The 23,480-nt window shown below is 62.6% G+C and carries 26 protein-coding genes; 12 read left to right on the top strand and 14 right to left on the bottom strand.

The features are described 5' to 3' along the window. Position 1: 1 nt before the first annotated feature. Positions 2 to 1,900, top strand: a complete 1,899-nt coding sequence (cysN, locus tag NUH87_RS12650; protein WP_338526209.1) for a sulfate adenylyltransferase subunit CysN — start codon at positions 2 to 4, stop codon at positions 1,898 to 1,900. 70 nt (positions 1,901 to 1,970) lie between these two features. Here cysN and NUH87_RS12645 read toward each other — a convergent pair whose 3' ends face one another. Genes NUH87_RS12645 through NUH87_RS12635 form a run of 3 tightly spaced genes read right to left on the bottom strand, consistent with a single transcriptional unit; the run spans position 1,971 to position 5,327 of the window. Further along, on the bottom strand, positions 1,971 to 2,876 hold the full coding sequence (locus NUH87_RS12645) for an acyltransferase (protein WP_338526208.1): 906 nt from the start codon (positions 2,874 to 2,876) through the stop codon (positions 1,971 to 1,973). Beyond that, a complete protein-coding gene (gene pta / locus NUH87_RS12640; RefSeq protein WP_338526207.1) occupies positions 2,877 to 4,976 on the bottom strand; it encodes a phosphate acetyltransferase in 2,100 nt (699 codons plus the stop codon). It abuts the gene before it with no gap. A 57-nt stretch (positions 4,977 to 5,033) separates the two neighbouring features. Further along, complete coding sequence (locus NUH87_RS12635; protein WP_338526206.1) at positions 5,034 to 5,327, bottom strand: DUF3565 domain-containing protein; 294 nt, start codon at positions 5,325 to 5,327, stop codon at positions 5,034 to 5,036. A 14-nt stretch (positions 5,328 to 5,341) separates the two neighbouring features. Between NUH87_RS12635 and NUH87_RS12630 the strand changes: the two genes are divergently transcribed. The 3 genes from NUH87_RS12630 (at position 5,342) to NUH87_RS12620 (ending at position 7,824) form a co-directional block, all read left to right on the top strand. Next, the gene (locus NUH87_RS12630) at positions 5,342 to 5,827 is read left to right on the top strand and encodes a peptidylprolyl isomerase (RefSeq protein WP_338526205.1); all 486 of its coding nucleotides are present in this window, start codon (positions 5,342 to 5,344) and stop codon (positions 5,825 to 5,827) included. A 137-nt stretch (positions 5,828 to 5,964) separates the two neighbouring features. Next, a complete protein-coding gene (locus tag NUH87_RS12625) occupies positions 5,965 to 6,447 on the top strand; it encodes a glutathione peroxidase (protein ID WP_040064305.1) in 483 nt (160 codons plus the stop codon). 273 nt (positions 6,448 to 6,720) lie between these two features. Next, complete coding sequence (locus NUH87_RS12620; protein WP_338526204.1) at positions 6,721 to 7,824, top strand: NADH:flavin oxidoreductase; 1,104 nt, start codon at positions 6,721 to 6,723, stop codon at positions 7,822 to 7,824. 54 nt (positions 7,825 to 7,878) lie between these two features. Here the strand turns inward: NUH87_RS12620 and NUH87_RS12615 are convergent, their stop codons facing one another. Both NUH87_RS12615 and cysZ read right to left on the bottom strand, forming a co-directional pair. Next, entirely contained in the window at positions 7,879 to 9,141 is a 1,263-nt protein-coding gene (locus NUH87_RS12615; protein ID WP_338526203.1) for a glycosyltransferase family 1 protein, read from the bottom strand. 96 nt (positions 9,142 to 9,237) lie between these two features. After that, positions 9,238 to 9,993 carry a sulfate transporter CysZ gene (gene cysZ / locus NUH87_RS12610; RefSeq protein WP_338526202.1) on the bottom strand — a complete coding sequence of 252 codons (756 nt, stop codon included), beginning with the start codon at positions 9,991 to 9,993 and terminating at the stop codon, positions 9,238 to 9,240. 301 nt (positions 9,994 to 10,294) lie between these two features. Between cysZ and trxB the strand changes: the two genes are divergently transcribed. Both trxB and NUH87_RS12600 read left to right on the top strand, forming a co-directional pair. Continuing rightward, positions 10,295 to 11,251 carry a thioredoxin-disulfide reductase gene (gene trxB / locus NUH87_RS12605; RefSeq protein ID WP_040064312.1) on the top strand — a complete coding sequence of 319 codons (957 nt, stop codon included), beginning with the start codon at positions 10,295 to 10,297 and terminating at the stop codon, positions 11,249 to 11,251. 122 nt (positions 11,252 to 11,373) lie between these two features. Continuing rightward, positions 11,374 to 12,705: an IS4 family transposase gene (locus NUH87_RS12600; protein WP_338526201.1), complete on the top strand. Its 1,332-nt coding sequence runs from the start codon at positions 11,374 to 11,376 to the stop codon at positions 12,703 to 12,705. A gap of 49 nt (positions 12,706 to 12,754) precedes the next feature. Here NUH87_RS12600 and NUH87_RS12595 read toward each other — a convergent pair whose 3' ends face one another. The 6 genes from NUH87_RS12595 to NUH87_RS12570 form a co-directional block, all read right to left on the bottom strand. Next, the gene (locus NUH87_RS12595; protein ID WP_040064313.1) at positions 12,755 to 13,093 is read right to left on the bottom strand and encodes a HopJ type III effector protein; all 339 of its coding nucleotides are present in this window, start codon (positions 13,091 to 13,093) and stop codon (positions 12,755 to 12,757) included. After that, entirely contained in the window at positions 13,086 to 13,382 is a 297-nt protein-coding gene (locus tag NUH87_RS12590; protein ID WP_338526200.1) for a DUF1244 domain-containing protein, read from the bottom strand. The genes NUH87_RS12595 and NUH87_RS12590 overlap by 8 nt, the downstream gene beginning before the upstream one ends. An 82-nt stretch (positions 13,383 to 13,464) precedes the next feature. Continuing rightward, entirely contained in the window at positions 13,465 to 13,836 is a 372-nt protein-coding gene (gene folX / locus NUH87_RS12585) for a dihydroneopterin triphosphate 2'-epimerase (protein WP_040064315.1), read from the bottom strand. A 2-nt stretch (positions 13,837 to 13,838) separates the two neighbouring features. After that, complete coding sequence (gene folE, locus NUH87_RS12580) at positions 13,839 to 14,399, bottom strand: GTP cyclohydrolase I FolE (protein WP_338526199.1); 561 nt, start codon at positions 14,397 to 14,399, stop codon at positions 13,839 to 13,841. Positions 14,400 to 14,423: 24 nt separating this feature from the next. After that, positions 14,424 to 15,134 (bottom strand): dihydromonapterin reductase, encoded by a 711-nt coding sequence (gene folM / locus NUH87_RS12575; RefSeq protein WP_338526198.1) that lies wholly within the window; start codon positions 15,132 to 15,134, stop codon positions 14,424 to 14,426. 117 nt (positions 15,135 to 15,251) lie between these two features. Beyond that, entirely contained in the window at positions 15,252 to 15,821 is a 570-nt protein-coding gene (locus tag NUH87_RS12570; protein ID WP_338526197.1) for an antibiotic biosynthesis monooxygenase, read from the bottom strand. A 210-nt stretch (positions 15,822 to 16,031) separates the two neighbouring features. Here NUH87_RS12570 and NUH87_RS12565 point away from each other — a divergent pair, with 210 nt between their 5' ends. Further along, positions 16,032 to 17,003: a MerR family transcriptional regulator gene (locus tag NUH87_RS12565; RefSeq protein ID WP_338526196.1), complete on the top strand. Its 972-nt coding sequence runs from the start codon at positions 16,032 to 16,034 to the stop codon at positions 17,001 to 17,003. Positions 17,004 to 17,030: 27 nt separating this feature from the next. On the opposite strand, the gene NUH87_RS12560 is transcribed toward NUH87_RS12565, so the two are convergent. Further along, positions 17,031 to 17,507 carry a PAS domain-containing protein gene (locus tag NUH87_RS12560; protein WP_338526195.1) on the bottom strand — a complete coding sequence of 159 codons (477 nt, stop codon included), beginning with the start codon at positions 17,505 to 17,507 and terminating at the stop codon, positions 17,031 to 17,033. Between the two features lie 158 nt (positions 17,508 to 17,665). Between NUH87_RS12560 and NUH87_RS12555 the strand changes: the two genes are divergently transcribed. Then, positions 17,666 to 18,118 (top strand): flavodoxin, encoded by a 453-nt coding sequence (locus NUH87_RS12555; RefSeq protein ID WP_338526194.1) that lies wholly within the window; start codon positions 17,666 to 17,668, stop codon positions 18,116 to 18,118. Here NUH87_RS12555 and NUH87_RS12550 read toward each other — a convergent pair. Beyond that, positions 18,102 to 18,998, bottom strand: coding sequence for a LysR family transcriptional regulator (locus NUH87_RS12550; RefSeq protein ID WP_040064330.1), 897 nt, complete (start codon positions 18,996 to 18,998; stop codon positions 18,102 to 18,104). The two genes, NUH87_RS12555 and NUH87_RS12550, sit on opposite strands and share 17 nt — an antisense overlap. Positions 18,999 to 19,095: 97 nt before the next feature. On the opposite strand from NUH87_RS12550, the gene NUH87_RS12545 reads away from it, so the two are divergent. The 4 genes from NUH87_RS12545 to NUH87_RS12530 all read left to right on the top strand — a co-directional run bounded on the left by NUH87_RS12545 (position 19,096) and on the right by NUH87_RS12530 (position 22,173). Further along, positions 19,096 to 19,482 carry a CidA/LrgA family protein gene (locus tag NUH87_RS12545; RefSeq protein WP_338526193.1) on the top strand — a complete coding sequence of 129 codons (387 nt, stop codon included), beginning with the start codon at positions 19,096 to 19,098 and terminating at the stop codon, positions 19,480 to 19,482. Then, on the top strand, positions 19,472 to 20,158 hold the full coding sequence (locus tag NUH87_RS12540; RefSeq protein WP_338526192.1) for an LrgB family protein: 687 nt from the start codon (positions 19,472 to 19,474) through the stop codon (positions 20,156 to 20,158). The genes NUH87_RS12545 and NUH87_RS12540 overlap by 11 nt, the downstream gene beginning before the upstream one ends. Positions 20,159 to 20,303: 145 nt before the next feature. After that, positions 20,304 to 21,086, top strand: a complete 783-nt coding sequence (locus tag NUH87_RS12535) for a class II aldolase/adducin family protein (RefSeq protein WP_338526191.1) — start codon at positions 20,304 to 20,306, stop codon at positions 21,084 to 21,086. A 175-nt stretch (positions 21,087 to 21,261) separates the two neighbouring features. Beyond that, positions 21,262 to 22,173 (top strand): SDR family oxidoreductase, encoded by a 912-nt coding sequence (locus NUH87_RS12530; protein ID WP_338526190.1) that lies wholly within the window; start codon positions 21,262 to 21,264, stop codon positions 22,171 to 22,173. A gap of 88 nt (positions 22,174 to 22,261) precedes the next feature. Here the strand turns inward: NUH87_RS12530 and NUH87_RS12525 are convergent, their stop codons facing one another. After that, positions 22,262 to 23,029 (bottom strand): N-acetylmuramoyl-L-alanine amidase, encoded by a 768-nt coding sequence (locus NUH87_RS12525; RefSeq protein WP_338526189.1) that lies wholly within the window; start codon positions 23,027 to 23,029, stop codon positions 22,262 to 22,264. Between the last annotated feature and the right edge of the window lie 451 nt (positions 23,030 to 23,480).

Below are 23,480 nucleotides of genomic sequence, written 5' to 3'. Positions count from 1 at the left end.
CATGTCGCATCAATCTGATTTGATCAGCGAGGACATCCTCGCCTACCTGGGCCAGCACGAGCGCAAGGAACTGCTGCGTTTCCTGACCTGCGGTAACGTCGACGACGGCAAGAGCACCCTGATCGGGCGCCTGCTGCACGACTCCAAGATGATCTACGAAGACCATCTGGAAGCCATCACCCGCGATTCGAAGAAAGTCGGCACCACCGGTGACGACATCGACCTGGCGTTGCTGGTCGACGGCCTGCAGGCCGAGCGTGAGCAGGGCATCACCATCGATGTCGCCTACCGCTATTTCTCCACCGCCAAGCGCAAGTTCATCATCGCCGACACCCCCGGCCATGAGCAGTACACCCGCAACATGGCCACCGGTGCCTCCACCTGTGACCTGGCGATCATCCTGGTGGACGCCCGCTACGGCGTGCAGACCCAGACCCGTCGCCACAGCTTCATCGCCTCCCTGCTGGGGATCAAGCACATAGTCGTGGCCATCAACAAGATGGACCTCAAGGACTTCGACCAGGGTGTGTTCGAGTCGATCAAGGCCGACTACCTGAAGTTCGCCGAAGGCTTGAAGATGAAGCCGACCAGCATGCACTTCGTGCCGATGTCGGCCTTGAAGGGCGACAACGTGGTGAACAAGAGCGAGCGTTCGCCCTGGTACACCGGCCAGTCGCTGATGGAAATCCTCGAAACCGTGGAAGTGGCGGGCGATCGCAACTTCACCGACCTGCGTTTCCCGGTGCAATACGTCAACCGGCCGAACCTGAACTTCCGTGGCTTTGCCGGCACCCTGGCCAGCGGCATCGTGAAGAAGGGCGATGACGTGGTCGTGCTGCCGTCGGGCAAGAGCAGCCGGGTGAAGTCCATCGTCACCTTCGAAGGCGAGCTGGAGCACGCCGGTCCCGGCCAGGCCGTGACCCTGACCATGGAAGACGAGATCGACATCTCCCGTGGCGACCTGTTGGTGCATGCCGACAATGTGCCGCCGGTGACCGACAGCTTCGAGGCCATGCTGGTCTGGATGGGCGAGGAGCCGATGCTGCCGGGCAAGAAATACGACATCAAGCGCGCCACCAGCTACGTGCCGGGTTCGATTGCCAGCATCGTCAACAAGGTCGATGTGAACACCCTCGAAGAAGGCCAGGCCAGCGCCTTGCAGCTGAACGAAATCGGCAAGGTCAAGATCGCCCTGGATGCACCGATTGCCCTGGACGGTTACGAGAACAACCGCACCACCGGCGCGTTCATTGTCATCGACCGCCTGACCAACGGCACCGTGGGCGCCGGCATGATCGTCGCCCAGCCGTTGGCCCATGGCAGCACCACGCACCATGGCAAGCTGGCCCATGTTGCCACCGAGGAGCGGGCCCAGCGTTTCGGCCAGCAACCGGCGACGGTGCTGTTCACCGGCCTGTCGGGCGCGGGCAAGAGCACCCTGGCCTACGCCGTGGAGCGCAAGTTGTTCGACCAGGGCCGTGCGGTGTTCGTGCTGGACGGCCAGAACCTGCGTCATGACCTGAACAAGGGCTTGCCGCAGGATCGTGCCGGACGTACCGAGAACTGGCGCCGTGCCGCCCATGTGGCGCGCCAGTTCAACGAAGCCGGCCTGCTGACCCTGGCGGCGTTCGTGGCACCGGATGCCGAAGGCCGTGAACAGGCCAAGGCGCTGATCGGTGACGAGCGTCTGCTCACCGTCTATGTCCAGGCTTCGCCGCAGGCTTGCCAGGCCCGTGATCCCCAGGGCCTGTACGCCGCCGGTGGCGATAACATTCCGGGTGAGTCCTTCCCGTACGACGTGCCGCTCAATGCCGACCTGGTGGTGGACACGCAGTCGTTGTCGCTGGAAGACAGCGTGAAGAAAGTCCTGGAGCTGTTGCGCCAGCGCGGCGCGATCTAAGGATCAGCCGCATTGAAAAAGCCCGCGACCGAGTGATCGGTCGCGGGCTTTTTCATGCCCTGAAGACGCCTCAAGGGCCGGTGGGGTACTCGCGATGCATCTGCGTCAGCAGCGCGTCCTTGTCGTGCCACAACTGGTTGATCCAGCCCTGGAACTCCAGGCGGTACTCGCCATCCTGGTCGTAGTTCCTGCCGATGAACTGCGGTGGAATCTTCAGCTCTTCGAAATGCACCACCACCTCCCGCATGTTGCCGCACAGCAGGTCCCAATACCCCGGCTTCCCGCCCGGATAGTGAATGGTCACGTTGACGATGGACTCCAACTGCTCGCCCATGGCATCCAGCACGAACGCGATACCGCCGGCCTTGGGTTTGAGCAGATAACGGAAGGGTGACTGCTGCTGCGCGTGCTTGCCCTGGGTGAAGCGCGTGCCCTCGGCGAAATTGAAGATACCCACAGGGTTGTCGCGAAACTTCGCGCAGGTCTTGCGCGTGGTTTCCAGGTCCTTGCCTTTCTTTTCCGGGTGCTTCTCCAGGTAGGCCTTGGAGTAACGCTTCATGAAGGGGAAGCCCAGGGTCCACCAGGCCAGGCCGATCACCGGCACCCAGATCAGCTCCTGCTTGAGAAAGAACTTCAGCGGCTGGATCTTCCGGTTGAGCACGTACTGCAAAACCATGATGTCGACCCAGCTCTGATGGTTGCTGGTGACCAGGTAGGAATGCTGGTAGTCCAGGCCCTCCAGTCCGCTGAGGTGCCAACGGGTGCGGCGGACCAGTTGCATCCAGGCCTTGTTGTTGCTGACCCAGGCCTCGTGGGTATGGTTCATCAGCCAGTGGGTGAAGCGCCGGGTCAGGGCAAAGGGCAGGGCCTTGAGCAGGGCCACGCCGAACAGGAACGAGCACAGCAACAGGGTATTCAACGCCAACAGCAGCGAGGCGATCACGCCTCGCAACGGGGCCGGGAGAAAGTCCAGCATTCAGATATCCACAGGTCGGTTGGCGGCTTGGATCGCGGTGAGGGCGATGGTGTAGACGATGTCGTCCACCTGGGCGCCGCGCGGCAGGTCGTTGACCGGCTTGCGCAGGCCCTGCAGCATCGGCCCCAGGCTGACGCAGTCGGCGCTGCGTTGCACCGCCTTGTGGGTGGTGTTGCCGGTGTTCAGGTCGGGGAATACGAACACCGTGGCGCGTCCCGCCACCTGGCTGTTGGGCGCCAGTTGCCGGGCCACGTTTTCGTTGGCCGCGGCGTCGTATTGCAACGGGCCGTCGATCAGCAGATTACGCTGCGACTCGTGGGCCAGCAGGGTGGCTTCGCGGACTTTCTCCACTTCCTCGCCGCTGGCCGATTCGCCGCTGGAGTAGCTGATCATCGCGACCCGTGGCGCGATCCCGAACGCCTGGGCCGAGTCGGCGCTTTGCAGGGCGATTTCCGCCAGTTCCGCCGCTGAAGGGTGGGGGTTCATCACGCAGTCGCCATAGACCAACACCTGGTCCGGGAACAGCATGAAGAACACCGACGACACCAGGGTGCAACCTGGCGCGGTCTTGATCAGTTGCAGGGCCGGGCGGATGGTGTTGGCGGTGGAGTGGATGACCCCGGAGACCAGTCCGTCCACTTCGTCCAGCGCCAGCATCATGGTGCCGATCACCACGGTGTCTTCCAGTTGCTGTTCGGCCATGGGGGTGTTCAGGCTCTTGCTCTTGCGCAGGGCTACCATGGGCTCGGCGTAGCGCCCGCGAATCAGGTCCGGATCAAGAATCTCCAGCCCCGGCGGCAGTTCGATACCCTGGGCCCTGGCCACCGCTTCGACTTCCGCCGGCTTGGCCAGCAGTACGCAGCGGGCGATGCCCCGGGCCTGGCAGATGGCGGCGGCCTGCACGGTGAGCGGCTCGCTGCCTTCGGGCAGGACGATCCGCTTGTTGGCTTCCTGGGCGCGTTGGATCAACTGGTAGCGGAACACCGCCGGCGTCAGGCGCATCTCCCGTGGGGTGCCGCAGCGCTGGTGCAACCAGTGGGCGTCCAGGTGCCCGGCGACGAAATCGGTGATGATCTCCGCTCGCTCGCGGTCATCGATGGGGATTTCCTTGTTCAGGCCGTTGAGCTGGTTGGCGGTGTCGTAGGAGCCGGTGCTCACCGACAGCACCGGCAGGCCCGCCGTCATCGCACCGCGACACAGCTCCATGATGCGCGGATCGGGCAGGGTGCCGCTGGTCAGCAACAGGCCGGCCAGGGGCACGCCGTTCATCGCGGCAATGCTCACGGCGAGAATGATGTCGTCGCGGTCGCCCGGGGTCACCACCAGCACGCCGGGCTTGAGCAGGTCGATGGTGTTACGCACCGTACGGGCGCAGAGGATGATCTTGTTCATGCGCCGTTGCTCGTAGTCACCGGCGTTGAGCACCTCTGCGCCGAGCAGTTCGGCGACGTCGCGGGTGCGTGGGGCATTGAGGTCCGGCTGGAACGGAATGCAGCCCAGCAGGCGGAAGTCGCCACTGCGCAGCAGCGGTGAATGTTCCTTCAGGCGGGCGGAGAAGTCGGCCATGCTCTCGTCGGTACGGACCTTGTTGAGGATCACCCCGAGCACTTTCGGGTCCTTGGGACCGCCGAACAGCTGCGCCTGCAATTCCACCCGGCCGGAGAGTTCGCTCAGTGCCTCGTTTTCCGCCGCCGAGACGAGGATTACCTCGGCGTCCAGGCTCTTGGCCAGGTGCTGGTTGACCCGGGCCGCATAGCTGGCGCTGCGGGTCGGCACCATGCCTTCGACCACCAGCACGTCCTTGCCGACGGCGGCCTGCTGGTACAGGGTGACGATTTCTTCCAGCAGCTCATCGAGCTGGCCGTCGCCGAGCATCCGTTCGACATGGGCCAGGCCCAGGGGTTGTGGCGGTTTCAGGCCATGGGTGCGGGCCACCAGTTCAGTGGAGCGCTCCGGACCCAGGTCGCCCGGATGGGGCTGGGCAATGGGTTTGAAAAAGCCGACCTTCAGACCGGCGCGTTCCAGTGTGCGGACCAGCCCGAGGCTGATCGAGGTCAGACCCACACCAAAATCGGTGGGCGCGATAAAAAAAGTTTGCATGCGTATTCTCTTGAGGAAGCGCAAGTGCGATCGCCTATGCCTGGCGATCTGCGAAGTTCAGTCGCCAAGGTTATCGTTAACCGAGCCTTGAGCGCACCAACCACATTCAAAGGGTTGAGCGATTTTTTCTGCGCGCAGCGATGGATCGAGCACCCAGGCGCGCGACTGCCAGGGCGGTTGATGGCGCAGGTGCTGGGTATGGCCGCAGGACAGCTCGACCACCCAGTGCCCGTCCTCGTCCTGATGAAAGCCGACGATGGTCGCAGGCGTGGCCTGGGGCCGTCTGTCCGGGTTCAGTTCGCTTTCGGACGAATCCTTGTTTAGACTTGTCCGTTCTTTATTCCTATGCAAAAGGTCTCGCTCTTATGACGATCGCTGCCAACAAGGCTGTCTCCATCGACTATACCCTCACCAACGACGCTGGTGAGGTCATCGACAGCTCTTCCGGCGGCGCTCCGCTGGTTTACCTGCACGGTGCCGGCAACATTATCCCAGGTCTGGAAAAGGCCCTGGAAGGCAAGAACGTCGGCGACGAGCTGAACGTGAGCGTCGAGCCTGAAGACGCCTACGGCGAATACTCCGCCGAACTGGTCAGCACCCTGAGCCGCAGCATGTTCGAAGGTGTCGACGAGCTGGAAGTGGGCATGCAGTTCCACGCTTCCGCCCCGGACGGCCAGATGCAGATCGTCACCATCCGCGATCTGGACGGCGACGATGTCACCGTTGACGGCAATCACCCGTTGGCCGGCCAGCGCCTGAACTTCAAGGTCAAGGTCATCGAAATCCGTGACGCCAGCCAGGAAGAAATCGCCCATGGCCACGTCCATGGCGAAGGTGGCCATCACCACTGATTTCTGCTGCTAAGCTCTGGTAGTTGGAAGGCGCCCACGGGCGCCTTTTTTAGTCCGCCGCGGTTTTTAACTGGAAACCGGTCGGGGTGTCGGGCAACAATATTCGCGTATGAGTCCGGGAAAAACGGGAGTTCGTCATGAGTGCTTTCCACGATCTGACACTAAAAGCGCTGGATGGTCAGGAACTGCCGCTGGCGCCGTTCAAGGGGCACGTGGTGCTGGTGGTCAACGTGGCCTCGAAATGTGGCCTGACGCCGCAATATGCCGCTCTTGAGAACCTCTACCAGCATTACAAGGACCAGGGCTTCAGCGTGCTGGGCCTGCCGTGCAACCAGTTTGCCGGGCAGGAGCCGGGCACCGAGGAGGAGATCCAGGCGTTCTGCAGCCTGAACTATGGCGTGAGCTTTCCGTTGAGCAGCAAGCTGGAGGTCAACGGTCATGACCGGCACCAGCTGTACCGGCTGCTGGCGGGCGAGGGCGCGGAGTTTCCTGGCGATATCACCTGGAATTTCGAGAAGTTCCTGATGGGCAAGGACGGCCGCGTACTGGCACGTTTCTCGCCGCGTACCGCGCCGGATGATCCGGCGGTGATCCAGGCGATCGAAAAAGCCCTGGCTTGATGCAACGGCGCAGATGGGCAGGCCCTACGCTTTCCTGTGGGAGCGGAGCTTGCCCGCGAATGAAGGCACCGCGGTTTTTCAGTTACGCCGTGTCATCGTTCTTCGCGGCGATGCGGCGCCCCGACAAGCTCCGCTCCCACAAAGTCCGCCCCCGCAATCACCTCTCCCTTGACACTTCTAAAGCTTAATCACTCAGATCAATAGTGCTGGGCGGCATGTCCCTGGCGGAATATTATCCTGATCATAAATTCCCCTTGCGCCGTGGAGTACCCCATGCCCGTTAAAGCCCTGTTCCGACCTTTCCATCTTGGCGCGCTGGAGTTGCCGACCCGTGTGGTCATGGCACCGATGACCCGTTCGTTTTCCCCGGGCGGCGTACCCAATTCGAAAGTCATCGAGTACTACCGCAAGCGTGCGGCGGCCGGTGTCGGCCTGATCGTCACCGAAGGCACCACCGTCGGTCACCCGGCAGCCAACGGTTATCCGAACGTGCCGCACTTCTATGGCGAGGCGGCCCTGGCCGGCTGGAAAAAAGTCGTCGATGCGGTGCACGCCGAAGGTGGCAAGATCGTTCCGCAGCTCTGGCACGTGGGTAACGTGCGTCGCCTGGGCACCGAACCGGACGCGAGCGTGCCGGGTTATGGCCCGGGCGAGAAGCTCAAGGACGGCCAGGTGGTGGTTCACGGCATGAGCCGGCAGGACATCGACGAGGTGATCGGGGCCTTCGCCCAGGCGGCTCGTGATGCCCAGAGCATCGGCATGGACGGTGTCGAGATCCATGGTGCCCACGGTTACCTGATCGACCAGTTCTTCTGGGAAGGCACCAACCCGCGTACCGATGAGTACGGCGGCAGCCTGGCCAACCGTTCGCGTTTTGCCATCGAACTGATCCAGACCGTGCGGGCGGCGGTGGGACCGGATTTCCCGATCATCTTCCGTTTTTCCCAATGGAAGCAGCAGGACTACAGTGCCCGCCTGGTGCAGACGCCGGAGGCCCTGGGTGAGTTCCTCAAGCCGTTGTCCGATGCGGGCGTGGATATTTTCCATTGCTCCACGCGGCGTTTCTGGGAGCCGGAGTTCGAAGGTTCCGAGCTGAACCTGGCGGGCTGGACCCGCAAGCTGACTGGCAAGCCGACCATCACCGTCGGCAGCGTCGGCCTGGACGGCGAGTTCCTGCAGTTCATGGTCAACACCGACAAGGTGGCCCAGCCGGCGAGCCTGGAAAAACTGCTGGAGCGCCTGAACAACGACGAGTTCGACCTGGTCGCCGTGGGCCGTGCCCTGCTGGTGGACCCGGATTGGGCGGTGAAGGTGCGTGACGGCCGCGAGCAGGACATCCTGCCGTTCAGCCGTGAGGCGTTGACGAGCCTGGTCTGACCCGCCACGCCGACGAGGGTGAAGGTTCGATCGACATCGCCGGCAAGCCGGTTCCTACAGGGAGCCGGGCTTGACGGTGTTGTGTGGTGAAACCCCGTACTGTGGGAGCCGGCTTGCTGGCGATGGCGGCGTTGAGTCTTGCTGCGCTGTCGCTGGCAAGCTCGCCTCCACAGGCGCCGCGTCACAGGCCCCGCGCAACTGCTTCTCGAACTGCTCGACTATCGCCCCCCAGCCTTGCCGACTGGCATGCTGGCGGGCGTTGAGACGAACATTGCGCAAGGTCTCGCGGCCTTCCAGCAACCAGCCGGCGGCATCGCAGAACGCCTCCTCGTCGCCGGGCATGGCCAGCACGCCGTTGTAGCCATGGCGGATGTGCTGGGCGGCAGCGGCCTCATCGTAAGCCACGACCCCCAACCCCGACGCCAGTGCCTCGAGCACCACATTGCCGAACGTTTCGGTGAGGCTCGGGAACAGGAACAGATCCGCCGACGCATAGTGGCAGGCCAGGGCCTCGCCGCGCTGCGTGCCGCAGAAAATCGCCCCCGGCAGTTCCTTTTCCAGCATGTCGCGTTGCGGGCCGTCGCCGACCACGATCAGCTTCATCACCCGCTGTGGATAAGTCGCCTGCAGGTGCTCGAAGGTGCGCTTGAGCAGGCCGAGGTTCTTCTCGGTCGCCAGTCGTCCGACATACAGCAGCGCAATATCGTTGTCCGCCAGGCCCCAGGTGGTGCGCAGGGCGCTCAGGCGCTTGGCGGGATGGAACAACTGGCTGTCGACGCCCCGGGAGAGCAGTTCCAGGCGCTCGAAATGCCGCCGTTCCAGCTCCATGCGCTGGCTGACACTGGGGACCAGGGTCAGCTTGGAGCGGTTGTGGAACCAGCGCAGGTAGTGGGTCAGTAGCCGCGTCAGCAAGCCCATGCCGTATTGATGGGAGTACTGCTGGAAGTTGGTGTGGAAACCGCTGACCACTGAAATCCCCAGGCGCCTGGCCGCCCGCAGGGCCGACAGGCCCAGCGGGCCTTCGGTGGCGATGTACAGCACGTCCGGACGCTGGTGTTTCCAGCGCCGCAGCAACTTGTGCATCGACGACTGCCCCCATTGCAGTCCGGGATAACCGGGCAGCGGCCAGCCACGACAGAGCAGCAGTTCGGTATCGCTGGGGCGGGCCTGGTCGCAGCTCTGGCGCGGGCGTACCAGCTCGATCTGGTGCCCGCGGGCGCGCAGACCGTCGCACAGGCGGCCAAGGGTATTGGCCACGCCGTTGATTTCCGGTGGGAAGGTTTCGGTGATCAGGGTGATATGCAGAGCTGTCGTCATGCTTGCAGTGTCGACCCGGGCGGTTGCGACACTGTGGCGATTTGATGATGGATTTATGACGAGGCGGCTGGGCGCCTCCCGTCGTGTGCGCCGGCCTCAGCGCCGTTCGCCGGCCAGGGCCTCGTCACCCCGCTCACGGACCCAGAACAAGGTCGCCCCGGCCACGGCGGCAGGCATCATCACGATGTTGACCAGCGGCACCAGTAGCACCAGGTAGACCACCCCGCCAAAGCTCATGCACTGCCAGCGTTTCTGCCGCAGCCAGGCGAGCATGCCTTGCCAGCTCAGCTTGTGGTTGTCCGCCGGGTAGTCGATGTACTGGATCGCCATCATCCACACCCCGAACAGCAGCCACAGCGGTGCGGCGACGATATTCACCACCGGGATGAACGACAGCACCAACAGCGCGATGGCCCGCGGCAGGAAGTAGCCCAGCTTGCGCATTTCCCGGGCCAGGGTGCGGGGAATCATCGCCAGCAGTTCCGCCCAACTGAAGGTCGGGAAGTTATCGGTGCCACGCACCACCACTTCGACCTTCTCCGCGAGAAAACCGTTGAAGGGCGCTGCGATCACGTTGGCGATCATCGTGAAAGTAAAGAACACCATCAACACCACCAGCACCACGAACAGCGGCCAGAGGATGTAGTTGAGGAAACCCAGCCAGCTGGGCAGGGTCGGCATCAGGGTGTCGACCCAGACGCTGAACTGGTGGCCGGCCAGGTAGATCAAGCCGACGAACAGCACCAGGTTGATCGCCAGCGGCAGCAGGACGAACAGGCGCAGGCCCGGGCTCAGGACCAGCTTCAGGCCCTCGCGCAGGTATTGCGGGCCGGACAGGACGGGTGCGGGCATAAGGTGCTCCGAAGAGAGGGAAAACGCGCCGACCTTACCGACTTTGTACGGGCGGTGAAAGGGGCGACATTTGCTGTAACAAAGGCGTCCGGAAGAACACCGTTCAGGATAGAGACCTGCTATGAGCTGGATTGTTATTGCGTATTTCCTTAATCTTCGCCTCCTCGATACGCTGCACCCCATTATTTTCAGGACTGTGTGCTACGAGCCTTCCCCAAGTGCTTTCGCAGTCCTTTTTTATTCCAGCCGGTACGCCGGCGCTCCGCTCCGGTAGCTGACGGGCGGTCGATAGGAGTGAGTCATGTCTGAAGTACGCCATTCGCGGGTGATTATTCTCGGTTCCGGCCCTGCCGGTTACAGCGCCGCGGTCTACGCGGCTCGCGCCAACCTCAAGCCGCTGCTGATCACCGGCATGCAGGCCGGCGGCCAGTTGACCACCACCACCGAAGTCGACAACTGGCCGGGCGACGTGCACGGCCTGACCGGCCCGGCGCTGATGGAGCGCATGCGTGAACACGCCGAGCGTTTCGAAACCGAAATCGTTTTCGACCACATCAACGCGGTGGACCTGGCGAAGAAGCCCTACACCCTGGTGGGCGACAGCGGCACCTACACCTGTGACGCACTGATCATCGCCACCGGCGCCAGCGCCCGTTACCTGGGCCTGCCGTCGGAAGAGACGTTCATGGGCAAGGGCGTTTCCGCTTGCGCCACCTGCGACGGTTTCTTCTATCGCAACAAGGAAGTGGCCGTGGTCGGTGGCGGTAACACCGCCGTGGAAGAGGCGCTGTACCTGGCCAACATCGCCAGCAAGGTGACCCTGGTGCACCGTCGCGAGACCTTCCGCGCCGAGAAGATCCTGATCGACAAGCTGCATGCCCGTGTGGCCGAGGGCAAGATTGTCCTCAAGCTGAACGCGACCCTGGACGAAGTGCTGGGCGACAACATGGGCGTGACCGGTGCCCGCCTGAAGAACAACGACGGCAGCTTCGACGAGCTGAAAGTCGACGGCGTGTTCATCGCCATCGGCCACACCCCGAACACTTCGCTGTTCGAAGGCCAGCTGACGTTGAAGGACGGTTACCTGGTGGTGCAGGGCGGTCGTGAAGGCAATGCCACGGCGACCAACGTCGAAGGTGTGTTTGCCGCGGGTGACGTGGCGGATCACGTCTATCGCCAGGCGATCACCTCGGCCGGCGCCGGCTGCATGGCGGCCCTGGATGCCGAGCGCTACCTCGACGACTTGCAGAACGCCTAACGCTGAGTGCTCTTGAATAAAAAACCGGCTGCGAGGCTAATGCCGATCAGTTAAGCCTCGTCGCTTGACCTTTGGCCGCAAGAAATCAAAATCCGATGCCTGAATAGGCATCGGATTTTTTTATGCGTCTGGCTCGGGCACTGGAACTAACCCACAACTTCGTCTCGACTCCCAATTCCATTGAGGGATTGGACTCGTTGCTTGATCCCTCTCTGGTCGAGCAAGCGTTGGAACAGGCCGGCGTAGCCACCCTTCGCAAGCGGCGTCTGCCCTTGGAAATGATGCTCTGGTGCGTCATCTCCATGGCGTTCTTCCGGCGCATGTCGGCGTGGGATGTGGTCAGTCGCATGAACATCATGCTGCCCGGGCAACGCCCACTGGTCGCACCCAGCGCCGTAGTCCAGGCCCGTCAACGATTGGGTAGCGAGGCCGTACGACAAGTCTTCGATCTGACGCAGAAAAGCTGGCATGAAGCGGCCGGCCATCCGACCTGGGCCGGATTGCGTTTACTGGGGGTCGACGGTGTCGTCTGGCGAACGCCCGATACACCCGAAAACCGTGCGCGTTACGACTCCGCCAGCAACCAGCATGGCGATACCGGTTTTCCTCAGGTGCGCATGGTTTGCCAAATGGAGTTGACCAGCCATTTGCTGATCGGCAGTGCTTTTGATGGCTATCGCAGTAACGAAATGAAACTGGCAGAGCAACTGATCGACACCACGCCAGATCACTCGCTGACGCTGTTTGATCGCGGTTTCTACTCCTTGGGGTTGCTGCACCAATGGCAGCAGGTCGGCACTGAGCGGCATTGGCTGATGCCGCTGCGTAAAGGTGCGCAGTACGAAGTGATTCAGCGCTTGGGGCGTCAGGATGCGGTGGTCTCGCTCAGCACTTCGCCGCAGGCCCGCAAGCAGTGGCCAGGCTTGCCAGAGCGCCTAACCGCAAGGCTCCTAAGCAAGACCGTAAAGGGCAAGGTCTGTCAGATTTTGACGTCGATGGTCGATCCGCTGCGTTTCCCATCCGATGAAATCGTCGACCTATACAGCCATCGCTGGGAAATCGAATTAGGATTCAGGGAAATGAAACAGACACTGCTCAACAGCAGCTACACGTTGCGTAGCAAGACGCCCGAGATGATCGAGCAAGAGTTGCGGGGCGTGTTGCTGGGCTACAACCTGTTGCGTTATCAGATGGTGGAAATGAGCCGCCATTGTCCGGGCATCCATCCGTGCGAGCTAAGCTTCACCGCGTGTACTTGGGCGATCCTGGGTTTTATCAATGGCGTTTCTGCGGATCGCTCAGGGAACATCCCCAAATACCTCGCCGAATTGCATGCCTCGGCCCCGCACTATGTACTGCCGCATCGCCGGGAAGAGCGGGTTTATCCGCGAGCTATCAGGCTGAAATCCCCGAAGTATCCGATCAAAAATAAAAATGCCAGTCAGCTTAACTGACTGGCATTAGGCTGCGAGGCCGGTTTTTTATTGTCCCGCTATCGGGCTGTCAGCGGCGCTTGAGCGGCGCCTCGACGAACTTCACCCCGGCCAGTCCATGGGCCATCAGCGCGCGGATATTGCCGTGATCGCTGCCTTCGGGGGTGGCCAGTACCGAACGGTAATGCTCGCCGAAGGCCAGCAACGCTTCCTGGTCGCTCAGGCCTTCCAGCAGTGCCAGGCCGAGGGTCTTGCACGAGCCTTCGTTCTGCCCGGCGGCGTTTTCCACGCCGCCGTTGTTGAACGCCTGTGGCTGATAGTCGTAACCGGCGGCAATGAACGCCAGGGTGTCGGCGAAAACATGTTCGCCGCTGTTGAGGCGGGTGCGCAGGGTGTTCAGATCACTCATGGGGTTTTCCTTTGGCGAACGCCGCCTGTTGTTCGGCGCTGGCTTCTTGCTGGTATTGGGCTTTCCACTCGGCATAAGGCATGCCGTAGATCACTTCACGGGCCTCGTCGAGGCTGACTTCGATCCGGCGTTCGTCGGCTTCGGCCTTGTACCACTTGGACAGGCAGTTGCGGCAGAACCCGGCGAGGTTCATCAGGTCGATGTTCTGCACGTCCTTGCGGCTGTCCAGGTGGGCGACCAGCCGGCGAAAGGCGGCGGCTTCGAGTTCCAGGCGTTCTTGCTCGGTCATACAGGGGGGGCTCTGGGACGAAAGAGAAAGCTAGTTTCGAGCTTCGAGCGGCCGGCTGCAAGCAGCAGCCGGTGACGGCTCTTTAGCGGCTCGCCGCCAGGGTAATCGACACCGATTCGGCAAACCGCAGCGCGTGGGGCTTGTCGACTTCGACCTCGGCATACAGCACCGCTTCGTTGCTCATCACCAGGTCCAGCAGTTCCTGGGTCAGGCGTTCGAGCAGGGCGAAACGGTTGCCCTCCACATGCTGGATGATCGCCTTGGTGATGGTGCGGTAGTTCAGGGCGTGATCGATGTCGTTGTCGCGCACCGCTTCCTGGGCCGCATACAGGATGGTCAGGTTGATCAGCACGTCCTGCTTGTTGAGGATCTCGTCCTCGTTGATGCCGATATAGGTACGCAGGCACAGGTCCTTGACCCGGATGCGCGCCATGCCTGGTTGAAGTTGTGGCATTGCTACTTGCTCCGTCCAATCAGTTGCAGGAACTCCATGCGGGTGCGGCTCGAGTCGCGCAGGGCACCGAGCATCACCGAGGTGTTCATGGTCGAATTCTGTTTTTCCACGCCGCGCATCATCATGCACATGTGCTGGGCTTCGATCACCACCGCGACGCCGGCGGCCTGGGTCACCTGCTCGATCGCGTCGGCGATTTCCCGGGTGAGATTCTCCTGGATCTGCAGGCGGCGGGCGAACATGTCGACGATCCGGGCGATCTTCGACAGCCCCAGCACCTTGCCGGTCGGCACGTAGGCGACATGGACCTTGCCGATGAAGGGCAGCAGGTGATGTTCGCACAACGAGTACAGCTCGATGTCCTTGACGATGATCATCTCGTCGTTGTCGGAGGCGAACAGGGCACCGTTGACCACCTCCTCAAGCGTCTGGGCATAGCCGCGACACAGGTATTGCATGGCCTTGGCGGCCCGCTTCGGGGTGTCCTGCAGGCCTTCGCGGTCAGGGTTTTCGCCCAGCCCCAGGAGGATCTCGCGGTAATGCTCGGGCAGTGTGGCACTCATGGGAAGGATTCCTCGCGGGGCGGCTTATTTAAGGTGCCGGCCGCCGTTGACGGTCAAGGTTGTGCCAGTGACATAAGGGTTGTCCAGCAGATAGCGCAGGCTCTGATAGATCACCCCGGCACCGGGCTCGATACCCAGGGCCGATTTGGCCAGGGTCCTGGCGCGGTACGCCGCGTCGTCGTCGGGGTTAAACATCAGCAGGGCGGGGGCGATACCGTTGACCTTGATCCGCGGCGCGTAGCGGGCCGCGAAGGACAGGGTCAGACTGTCCAGGCCGGCCTTGCTGGCGCAGTAGGCGATGTGCTGGGCGCTGCCCTTGCGGGTGACATCGTCGCTGATATGCACGATGTCGGCCACGGGCGAGCGTTCCAGCAACTCGGCGCAGTGCAGGTTGATCAGATAGGGCGCCAGCATGTGCAGGCTGAACATCTGGGTAAAGGCTGCGGTTTCGTTGCCGGGTGTTTCGGTCAGCCAGGCCGAGGCATTATGGACGATCGCCCGCAGGCAATCGGTGTGCTGCTTGAGCGCCTCGATAAAAGCCAGGATCCCGGCTTCGCTGGAGAAATCGGCGAACAGCGCGGTGGCGCCGAGGTCGCGCAGGGCCTGGACGCCGGGGCGCTCACTGCGATAGCTGACGATCACCGGGTAACCGTCGGCCAGCAGTCGCTCTGCGCAGTGCAGGCCGACACGCTGGCCGGCGCCGGTAATCAGGATCGGGGCACAAGACGGTGGCATCGAAGGCTCGTGGTAAGCGGTGGAGAGGCGTCGGTTGACGTTGAAGTCAAAACTATACCAGCCACACCGCTTGTACAACTGCCAAGCCGGATACTGCCGCTGCAGGAAGAGGTGCCGTCAATGCCGGGCGGTGGCGGTGTCCCCGGGCAGCGCCTTGGCCTTCGTACTGTGCAACCAGCCCGCCAGCAGGTGGGTCGACAGCGGAATGAAGCAGTAGACCATCAGCGGTGTCAGGATCAGGGTGCTGAGCAGCACCCGGGGCACCAGGCCCAACTCGGCCAGCAACGGCCCCAGGGCGAAGTTGAACAGCAGCGACACCGGAAAGAATGCCAGCCAGATCGCCACCGCCTGTTTCCAGCGCGGCGGACGCTGGCCCACGGCGCCGAACCAGCCATCGATGCCACTGACCCGCTGTTCCTGCGGCCCGGCGAACAGGTCGCTGCCACGCGCCAGCCAGGCCTTGCGCGAGGCGGAGTGTTCCCAGGCGTTGAGGGTCGCGGCATCGCTGAAGCGGAAAATCATCTGGAATTCGTTGTCACCGGGCGGTGGGGCGAGCACGCCGGAACCCAGGTAACCGGGAAAGTCGGTGGCGAGCAATTCGCCTTCGTGCAACCAGGCGAGCAGGTCCTGGTAGCGGCCATCGGCAACGCGCCGGGCAACCAGCATGGTGACGGGTGAGGTAGACATCATGTATCTCCGTAAGACAAGCATGCCGCCCGGGTAGGGCCGATGCGCAACGCAGCGCCGGGGTGATGGGCTGCGCGGGTGAACAGGCAAGAATTATTCCCTATTCCGGGAAATGCACCAAGAATGTGACGGGTATTGCGTAGGGTTTGCAGAGGGTTGGATCCAGTGGTCTAGAATATCTGCCAAATCCTATTCCGAAATATGTGACAGATGCCCGTCATGACCGAACTTGAACCTGCCTCGCCGCTGTTGCGGGCGTTGAAACAGGAAGAGTTGTTTCCCATTCGTGAAGTCTCGCGCCTGACCGGAGTCAATCCGGTCACCCTGCGGGCGTGGGAGCGACGCTACGGTCTGATTCAACCAACTCGCACCGAAAGTGGGCATCGGCTCTATGCCATGAGCGATATCGAGACAGTCCGCACCATCATGGGCTGGATCGAGCGCGGCGTGGCCGTGAGCAAGGTCGGCAAGATCCTGGCGAAAACCGCCGCCCAGGCCGTGCCCATCCACACACCTTCCGGCATTGCGGTGCAATCGATTGCGCAGACGGAATGGGACGACTGGCAGACGCAATTGCACGCAGCGGTCAGCGCTTTCGACGAATCGGCCCTCGAAGGCCTCTATGGACAGGTGTTTTCCAGCTACCCGCTGAACGTGGTGTTCCAGAATATCCTCCTGCCGCTGTGGCAGCGCCTGCAGGTCCAACCGGGTGAGTTCGGCCAGGTCAGCGAGTGGCTGTTTCTCGATGGGTTCCTGCGTGCGCGGGTATTGCAGCGTCTGCGCTCGGTGTGTGGATTCCCCTGCAAGCGTATCGTGGTCGCCGCTGTGCCGGATCAATGTCGTGAACTCGAATTGCTGGTGGCGGGCCTGTTGCTGGGTGACGGCGACCGCTGCATCAGCGTCCTGGCGGTCGGCCAGCCCTTCGATGAATTGACCCTGGTGTGTGAAAAGCTCCGGCCCGAGGCGCTGGTGCTGTATTCCAACCGCTCGCCGATGACGGATCTGCCGCGCCGCCTCAAGCGTCTGGCCCTGTCCGTGGACTGCGCGGTGATGTTGGCCGGGGATGTCTCGGAGCTGCTGCAAGAGCGCCTGGAAGGTTCGAACATCGGTTGCCTGGGCAGTGATGGCCAGTTGATGCGTCGGCGCTTGCGGCAGTTGCTGGCGGGCCGGCTCGACACCTGATCGGCGCTCAGGCGTCTTCCTCTGCCGTCACGCCCTGGGTTGTACCGGGTTACCGCCGGTGGCCTTGAGCGCCTCCAGCTCGGCCTGGACCTTGGCCAACTGGGCTTCCAGTTGCGCCACCCGCTGTTGCGCCTTGACCTGAAGGGTCACGTCTTTTTGCACGCCGACGAAGTAGGTCAGTTGGTCACCTTCGTTGAACACCGGCGACAGCGACAGTTCGTTCCAGAAATGGCTGCCGTCCTTGCGGTAGTTGCGCAGGATCTGGCGGCACGGCTTGCGGGTGCGCAGGGCTTCGCGGATCAGTTCCAGCGCCGGCTGGTCGCGGTCGCCCGACTGCAGGAAACGACAGTCCTGGTAGAGAATCTCTTCGTTGGTATAACCGGTCAGGCGTTCGAACGCCGGGTTGGCATAGATCAGGATATGGTCTTCACCTTCCTGTTCGGCCACCACGATACCGTCGTTCGACGCGTCGATCACCAGTTGCAACAGTTTGGGATTTATCATTTCTCAAGACATCCGCAGTCCATTGAGCTGTGCGTCGGAGTTTAAGACATCGTCTTGAGTAATCCATTCCATTTGATTCAGGTGATTGGCGGGTTTTGTGAGAAAGTCTCTCATCTGCTGGTATCCTGTTCTTTTTATAAAGCATCAGGATCAGATTGATGAAAGTCGCCATCCTTTCCGGCTCGGTCTACGGCACCGCCGAAGAAGTTGCCCGCCATGCTGAAAAAATCCTCCGTGAGGCCGGTTTCGAGGCCTGGCACAACCCGCGGGCGACCCTGGCCGATGTCCAGGCCTTTGCCCCGGACGCCTTCCTGGCGGTGACCGCCACCACCGGCATGGGTGAACTGCCGGACAATATCCAACCGCTGTATCACGCCATCCGCGACCAGCTGCCGGTGGCGTGGCGCGGTTTGCCGGGTGGGGTGATCGGCCTGGGCGACTCCAGCTACGGCGACACCTTCTGCGGTGGCGGCGAACAGATGCGCGAACTGTTTGCCGAGCTGGGGGTGCGGGAAGTCAAGGACATGCTGCGTCTGGACGCCAGCGAAAGCGTCACCCCGGAAACCGATGCCGAGCCGTGGCTGGCCGAGTTCATCAGCGCGTTGCGCTGACGTTGGCGCGCTCGCGCAACAGCGCCAGCCAGGCCTGGGCGGCCTTGGACAGGTAGGCGCCGCGGCGCCAGATGAAGGCGATGTCCCAGCGCAGGTCGGTGGGCGAACTCAAGGTCAGGCGGACCACGCCGGGACGTACCAGCGAGCGTGCCACCACGCTGGGCAGCAGCGCCACGCCTTGCCCGGCGGCCACCAGCGCGGCGAGAAAGTCCGCCTGGCCGCTGCGCCCGCTTTCCCTCGGAGTGAACCCGGCCTGCCGGCAGGCCTCCATCAGCCGGTGATTGAGCACGAAACTGCGCTGGTACAGCAGAAACGGCGTATCGGCCAATTGCTCCAGGCGGATGGAGCCTTCCTCGGCCAGGGGATGGTCGGTCGCCAGCAACACATCCAGCGGTTCGTCGCAAAAGGGCTGGTAGTCGAACGCCGGATCGCTCGGCTTGAGGCTGCCGCCCAGTTCCAGTTCGCCGCTCAGCACCGCCGGCTCGATATTCAGGCTGCCGCCTTCGAGCAGGTGAATGCTGATATTGGGGTAGCGCCGCCGGTACTCGGCGAAGAGGCTGGCGAACAGCGTCTCGCCGCCCAGTTGCGGCAAGCCCAGGCGCAGTTCGCCCCGGGCCAGGTGGCTCAGGTCGTCCAGTTCGCTGAGCAGCCCGTCGCGCAGGCGCAGCATTTCTTCGGCCCGTTGCAGCACCACGGCGCCTGCCGCGGTCAGCAGGACCCGGGAGCCCTGGCGGTCGAGCAAGGGCGTGGCGAGGTCGTGCTCGAGCTGGGCGACCTGCTTGCTCACCGCCGACTGGCTGATGTGCAGGGTTTTCGCCGCCTGGGTGAAGCCGCCCTGGCGGACCACTTCGATGAAGCTGCGCAGTTGCTTGAATTCCATGGCCTGATTCCAAAACGGAATGGCTGCCAGTCTAACAATTCGCTTTTGGGATGGTAGGGGTCACTTTAAAATCGGGTCCCAGAGAGGACTGAACCCGATGAACCGTCTGTTGCTGAAAAAATCCTGCCGCTTGCTGGCCGAACTGGCGGTATTGCTGGGGCTCTATCAAGTGGGCGCGCTGTTCGCCACCTGGAGCCACTGGCCGATTCCCGGCGGTGTGATCGGCCTGGCGTTGCTGCTACTGGCCTTCGCCACCGGCTGGATCAAGCCCGCCACCCTGCAACTGGGAGCCGGGCTGCTGATGGCCGAAATGTTGCTGTTCTTCATCCCGGCGTTGATGAGCCTGCTGGACTACGGCGCCATGGTGCGCCAGGACGGCTGGCGGATCCTGCTGGTGATCGGGGTCAGTACCCTGGCGGTGATGCTGGCGACCGCCTTTACCGTCGAGTTCGTCTGTCGCTGGAGTGCTCGCCGTGAAGCTTGAGTGGATGTCCCTGTTCTGGCTGGGGCTGACCCTGGCAGCCTATGTGTTCAGCCGTTGGGTGTATGGCCGCACGGGTCGCTACCTGCTGTCACCGCTGATCCTGGTGCCGTTCGTGTTGCTGGCGGTGGCGATCCCCTTGCACACGGCGTACGCCGAATACTCGCGCGATACCCACTGGCTGATGCTGATCCTGGGGCCGGTCACCGTGGCCTTCGCGGTGCCGATCTGGCAGCAGCGACGGATGCTGATGCGCCATGGCCCGGCCTTGCTGCTGGGGATGGTCGCGGGCAGCGCGGCGTCCATCGGCAGTTCCTACGGGTTGGCCAGGGCGCTGTCGCTGGACACCAGCCTGACCCTGTCGCTGGTGCCGCGCTCGATCACCACGCCCTTTGCCATGCCTCTGGCCCAGGACCTGGGGGGCGTGCCCGAGCTGACCGCGGTGTTCGTGATGGTCACCGGCGTTTTCGGCGCCTTGCTCGGCGGGCTGCTGCTCAAGTGGTTGCCGCTGCGCAGCAGCCTGGCGCGCGGTGCCCTGTTCGGCGTGGGGGCCCATGGTGCCGGTGTCAGCCGCGCCCGTGAAGTGGGCGGCGAGGAGGGCTCGGTGGCGGGCCTGGTGATGGTGCTGACCGGCCTGCTGAACCTGTTTGCCGCACCTTTGCTGGCGTCGCTGATCTGATCCGCGCCGGCAGGTTTTCATCCTCGGCAGCGCGCTGACCCGCTGGGTCATCAAGCTGGCTGGCAAGGCGACTCCGTTGCAGCGATGGGCTGATCTAGACTGGTCGGCACTCGAATAAAAACCGGAAATCGCCGAGGTCAGTGCCGTGAACGCAGCCCCTGTTACCGTCGCACCCGATGTGAAGAACCAAGTCAGCGCCGCCGAATGGCAGACCCGCGTCGACCTGGCGGCCTGTTATCGCCTGGTGGCGATGCATGGCTGGGACGACCTGATCTTCACCCACATCTCGGCCAAGGTGCCAGGCACCGAGGACTTCCTGATCAACCCCTACGGGCTGATGTTCCACGAGATCACCGCGTCGAGCCTGGTCAAGGTCGACCAGGCCGGCAACAAGTTGATGGACAGCCCCTACGAGATCAACCCGGCCGGCTACACCATCCACAGCGCCATTCATGAGGTGCGTCACGACGTGACCTGCGTGCTGCACACCCACACCGCCGCGGGTGTTGCGGTCTCGGCGCAGCAGCAGGGGGTGCTGCCCATCAGCCAGCAGTCGCTGTTCGTACTGTCGAGCCTGGCTTATCACGCCTACGAAGGGGTGGCCCTCAACCATGAGGAGAAAGCGCGGCTGCAGGCCGACCTCGGCGAAAACAACTTTCTCATGCTGCATAACCACGGTCTGCTCACCTGTGGTTCGAGCATTGCCGACACCTTCCTGATGATGTTCACCTTCCAGCGCGCCTGCGAGATCCAGGTGCTGGCACAAAATGGCGCGGCGTCACTGATCACCATCGAGCCGCAGATTCTTGCCGGGGCCAAGGCCATGATCGCCGGGGTGACCCGCAGTGCCCAGGGCATGGGCGGTGCGCTGGCCTGGCCGGCGCTGTTGCGCAAGCTGGACCAGCAAGACGCCGGGTTCCGGCTCTGAGGCCAGTGTCCGGATGGCCCTGGGGGGCTGGTGTCAACCTGGGCCGTCGCGACCCGGGCCGGACTATCCCGCTGCCTTATCGCGCACCATTCAGCCCTGGCTGACTTTATTGTGACCCAAGGCCGGGTGTCCGACACTCGGCTTCTATTTCCATCGGTCCTGGCTGGAGTCCTGTATGAGTGAGTCTGTGCGCTTCGAAGATAAAGTGGTGATCGTCACCGGAGCCGGCGGCGGCCTGGGGCGTGCCCATGCACTGCTGTTCGCCCGCCATGGCGCGAAAGTGCTGGTCAACGACCTCGGCGGCTCGGCCCACGGTGAAGGCGCCAATGCCTCGGCGGCGGACAAGGTGGTGGCGGAGATTCGCGAAGCCGGCGGCACGGCCGTGGCCAACCATGACTCGGTCACCGATGGCGACAAGATCGTGCAGAACGCCCTGGATGCCTTCGGTCGTATCGATGTGGTGGTGAACAACGCCGGCATCCTGCGGGACAAGACCTTCCTGAAGATGGAGGATGCCGACTGGGACCTGGTTTACCGGGTGCATGTCGAAGGTGCCTACAAAGTCACCCATGCGGCCTGGCCACACCTGCGTGATCAGAACTACGGCCGGGTCATCTTCACCGCGTCGACGTCCGGCATCTACGGCAATTTCGGCCAGTCCAACTACGGCATGGCCAAGCTCGGCTTGTATGGCCTGACCCGGACCCTGGCCATCGAGGGCCGCAAGAACAATATCCTGGTCAACGCCATCGCCCCGACCGGCGGCACGCGCATGACCGAAGGCCTGATCCCGCCGCAGGTGTTCGAGTTGCTCAAGCCGGAACTGATCAGCCCTCTGGTGGTGTTCCTCGGCAGTGAGCAGTGCGATGAAACCGCCGGCCTGTTCGAAGTCGGTGGCGGCTGGATCGGCAAGACCCGCTGGGAGCGCAGCCTGGGCGCCGGGTTCGATCCGCACAACGGTTTTTCCGTGGAGGACGTGGCGGCCAGTTGGAAGCAGATCTGCAATTTCGAGGGCGCGGTGCACCCGAAGGACACGCCCGAATCCTTGAAGGAAATGATGGCGAATCTGCAGAAATATATGGCCTGAGTCGTCTCCTGATACAGGATCGGGACTCTTTGAGCCGGCTTGCCGGCGATGGCGCAGCGGGATTCATCGCCATCGTCGGTTCCCACCGTCAGGGGAAGTACTTTGCCACCAGCGCTGCCAGATTGGCCGCCGTCTCGGCATCGAGTACCCCATCATGATTCGCCGGTCGGAAATGCAACTGGAACGCCCTGACCAGTTGCCTGAATCCCGCTGGCGTGTCAGCTCTCGTCACCTCGTAACCGTACTTCTTGAAAAGCGCCAATGTCGTTGCTTGAGGGGGTAGACCCTCGCGCAGGTATTGCTGCCGGTACTGGTCGCGGGTCGCCTCGTCGAACCAGGCGCCGATGCCCGCCCGATACAGATCGTGCCAGGGAAAGGCCGCCCCTGGATCGCTCTTGCGGTTCCAGGCGATATCCGAATGCCCGACCACCTGGGTCGGGTCGATACCGGGATGGCGGGCAAGGATGTTCAGCGCCAACTGCTTGAGCACTTCGATCTGCCGGGGTTCATAAGGCGGAAAATGAAACTGTCCCGCGCTTTCGGACGCCAGGTTGACGATCTCGATGCCGATCGAGGTGTCGTTGAGCTGCGTTCTGCCGCCCCAGGCACTGGCGCCCGCGTGCCAGGCGCGTTTTTGTTCGTCCACCAGATTGAAGATTTCCTGCTGGTTGAAGCCGGCCTGGACATAGCTCGGGTCGGTGACATCGGGCACCAGGTAATGGCTGCTGACGTTGGGGCCGCTCAGGGTCGCCATTGAACTGGCGAAATCGGCGGCGGTGTAATGCATCACCAGAAACCGAACCCTGTCGTTGAAACTCCGCGTGCTGCGGTAGGCGTTGTAGTTGATGGCTTTCATAAGCGATTCCTTTCCCTATGACACGACGTTGTTGAGTGAGACAGGGTGAATCGTGCTGCCAATCGATGAAAAGGTGGTGGGGTCTCCTGTGCCTGTAGGAGTTGTCTCGATGTTTTGTTTTTAAACTTCGGGGGAATAAAAAAGGCCACTGCAAACGCAGTGGCCAAGGGAAGACGTTCGATCAAGGAGTAAATCAACGTCAGTCAACAGAAGATGATGATCAGCATAAGTACTTCGGACCCGCCGAAAAAGCCCGGTTTGCGACATTCACCGTTACCGTCGTGGTAACAGTTGTTTTTTCCGGTCGCGATGTTCGGATCGCCTCGACCACCCTCCATCCACGTGCGCTATGACGCGCTATCCATGGGTTCGATGGGCCGCTGCAAGCCGCGCCGGAGGCGCCCATTCATCCTTTCGAGGTACAGCACGAATACCTCCTTGGTGCGCTTAT

This window comes from Pseudomonas batumici (assembly GCF_036585405.1).
GTDB classification, from domain to species: domain Bacteria; phylum Pseudomonadota; class Gammaproteobacteria; order Pseudomonadales; family Pseudomonadaceae; genus Aquipseudomonas; species Aquipseudomonas batumici.
The sequence above is the reverse complement of the archived record's forward strand: the minus strand, read 5'-3'. Positions and strand labels throughout refer to the sequence as shown.